At 75.0% G+C, this 2,703-nt stretch carries 3 protein-coding genes; 2 read left to right on the top strand and 1 reads right to left on the bottom strand.

Annotation, left to right across the window (positions count from 1 at the left end; all coding sequences use genetic code 11):
• On the top strand, positions 1–880 hold an 880-nt coding region (locus ABYE80_RS19510; protein ID WP_372791975.1), incomplete at its 5' end, for a hypothetical protein.
• A 61-nt stretch (positions 881–941) separates the two neighbouring features.
• Here ABYE80_RS19510 and ABYE80_RS19505 read toward each other — a convergent pair.
• The gene (locus ABYE80_RS19505; RefSeq protein WP_372791974.1) at positions 942–2,090 is read right to left on the bottom strand and encodes a hypothetical protein; all 1,149 of its coding nucleotides are present in this window, start codon (positions 2,088–2,090) and stop codon (positions 942–944) included.
• Positions 2,091–2,115: 25 nt separating this feature from the next.
• Between ABYE80_RS19505 and ABYE80_RS19500 the strand changes: the two genes are divergently transcribed.
• Positions 2,116–2,703: lipopolysaccharide biosynthesis protein (locus ABYE80_RS19500; protein ID WP_372791973.1), on the top strand; the 588-nt coding region annotated here is incomplete at its 3' end.

Genomic DNA, 2,703 nt, shown 5'->3' with positions numbered 1-2,703 from the left:
GGGGCTGCTCGGCGGCGTGCTCGTCGCGCCCCTGCTGTGGGCGCTCAGCGACCTCGCGGTCACCGGAGACCCGCTGTACTCGCTGAACGCCACCAGCGCGCTCGCGGAGGCGCTCGGGCGCGACCGTGGCATCGCGGAGGTTCCGAGCGCGTTCGTGTCGTTCCTGTCGGACACCGCACGGCCACCGGTCGCCGCGGCGGCGGTGCTCGGAGCGGTGCTCGCCTGGCGTGCGCGCGCGGTGCTGCGCCTGCGCGCGCTGCACGTCCTCGTGGCGCTGTTCGGTGCCGGTGCCATCACGTTCATCGGGGTCGGCGCCGCCGGGCTCTCGATCCTCCCGCGGTACCTGACGGTCCCGGTCGTCGCGCTGTGCCTCCTCGCGGCGCTCGCGCTGGCGGGCTGGACGCTGCTGCCGGCGGGACACCCCTCGCGGCGCTCCTGGGCGGTCGTCTCCTCGGTCGGGGCGCTGCTCGGGTTCCTGGCGGTCGCGGTGGTCAAGGCCGACGCGCCCGGGCGCTTCGCCACCGAGCTGCGGTATCTGCGCGCCGTCCACGACGACCTCGAGCGGATCCTCGATGTTCCGGCCGTCCGCGCCGCCCGTGCCGACTGCCCGGTCGTCTCGCTCCCCAACTACCGCCTCACGCCCGACGCACGCTGGGTCCTGGAGGCCCGGGAACGGGGCGTCGTCGCCCGGTCCGACGCCGCCCGGACGGCGGACGCCGCAGGCGCCGGCGTCGCGCTCATCGCCGTGGGGGAGAAGAACGTGCGCCGCATCGGTCGCGCCGCCGGAACGCCACGGACCACGAACGCGGTGCCGGACGGCTTCACGCCGGTCGCCCGCAACCGCACCTTCGTGGCCGCCGTCCGCGGCGGCTGCGGCTGAGTCCCACGCTCCCGCCCGCGTCCGTCGAGGGCGTCCTGACGCAGGCCCCGCGAGCCCGCGCTCAGCGTCCCCCGGTGTCCACGCCCGCCTCGCGCAGGCGGTCCCACAGGGGGCGGTTGACGGCCCACGGCGTCTGGGAGAGCGCCCACGCGCGCAGCTCGGGGTCGGGGCGCTCCCGCGCACCCTCGTAGCGATCCAGCGCCGCCGCGAACGCGTCCGCGTCGGCGGCCACGTCCACCGCGTGGGCCCACGTGCGGACACCGGCGAGGTCCGGGCACACCGATCGCCGACCGAGCTTGGCGTACTTGAGGATCCGGTAGGGGAGTCCGGCGTCGTTGAACGGCTCGACCCGGAAGGGGACGATGCCGACGTCGCAGACGCGCAGCAGCGTGGACGTCTCCTCGTCGCTGCGCCGGCCCAGCCAGACGATCTGCGACGACGCGCGGCACCACGCGTAGTCCTCGTCCCCGGGCACCTCGTCGTCGTGCCACGCGCCGACCAGCAGCAGGCGCAGCCCAGCACGGCGCTCGCAGATCCCCCGCACCAGCGCCCAGTCGGTACGGCGGCCGAGGTGTCCCAGCGACAGCGCCAGCACGTCGCCCTCCCGGGCGGCCCTCGTGACACCCGGGAACTCGGCGAGGTCGGCGTCACCGGGGACCGGCAGGGGCTCCGGGGCGGGGAAGTCCCCGGCGCTCAGCCCGACGAGCACGGCCTCGCGGCCCGCTGCGCGCTCCTGCCGCTCGAGCTCCACGCTGGCGACGAAGGTCAGCGCGCTGGCGGTCGCGGCCCGCTCGTGCAGGTCGGCGAGCACCGCGCGGGTCCGCTCGTCGGCGTCGTAGGCCGCCTCGTAGCGGTCCCAGCGCCCGTACCAGAGCTCGCAGCCGTCGCCGGCCTGGCGGACGATCTCGCGGGCGAGCGGCTCCTGGACCGCGTGGAAGATCACGACCACGCCGATGGCGACGTCGTCGCGGTCGACGCCCGTGCGGCGCGCGACGCCTCGACGCAGTCCCTTGAGCAGCCGCCTGGCCTGGCCGCGCGAGAGGCGGTCGCGCACCGGGATCGGCAGCCGTGCGAGTGCTCCGTACCGCACGCGCGGGGGATCGACGGCGAGGACACCGGGGGCCTGCATGAGGTCCTCGGCCTGCTCGCGCAGGATGAAGCCCTCGAGCTCGCGCGGGAGCAGGAGGAGGGCGAGCGGACGTCCGGGCACGACCGGCAACGATACGGTGCGCGCCGTGGGCGGATACCTCAAGCGGCTGGTCACCTCCGGTGCCGCCTACCAGGCCGCCGGCCTCCTCGCTTCCCTGCTGGCGCTGTTCACGCTGCCGCTGTACACCCACGCGCTGACGACGGCCGACTACGGGTACGCCGAGACGCTCCTGACGTTCGTGATCCTCGGGAGCATCGTCGTGCGGGCCGGTGCCGGTGAGGGACTGGTCCGCTTCTGGTTCGAGGACGACGACGTCGATCGCCGCCTGGAACTCGCGCGCGCGACGACCGCGTTCGTCGCCTTCGGCACCACGGCGGTGCTCGCGGTCGGCCTGGCGTTGTCCGGTCCGCTGTCGGAGCTGCTGCTGGGCGTCCGCGATCGCGAGCTGATGGGGGCAGGGCTGCTCGGCCTGTGGGCGTTCACGAACCTGGAGGTCGCCTACGCCCTGATGCGGGTGGAGGAACGGCGCCGGGACTACCTCGCCGCCTCGCTGACGAACGTCGTGCTGACGGTCGGGCTCACCGTCACGCTCGTCGTCGGTCTCGACGGTGGCGCGACCGCCTACGTGCTCGGCAACTACCTCGCCTCGACCGTCGTCCTGCTGGGGGTGTGG

The sequence above is a fragment of the Paraconexibacter sp. genome, assembly GCF_041602235.1.
In the GTDB taxonomy this organism is placed as follows: Bacteria; Actinomycetota; Thermoleophilia; order Solirubrobacterales; family Solirubrobacteraceae; genus Paraconexibacter.
The sequence above is the reverse complement of the archived record's forward strand: the minus strand, read 5'-3'. Positions and strand labels throughout refer to the sequence as shown.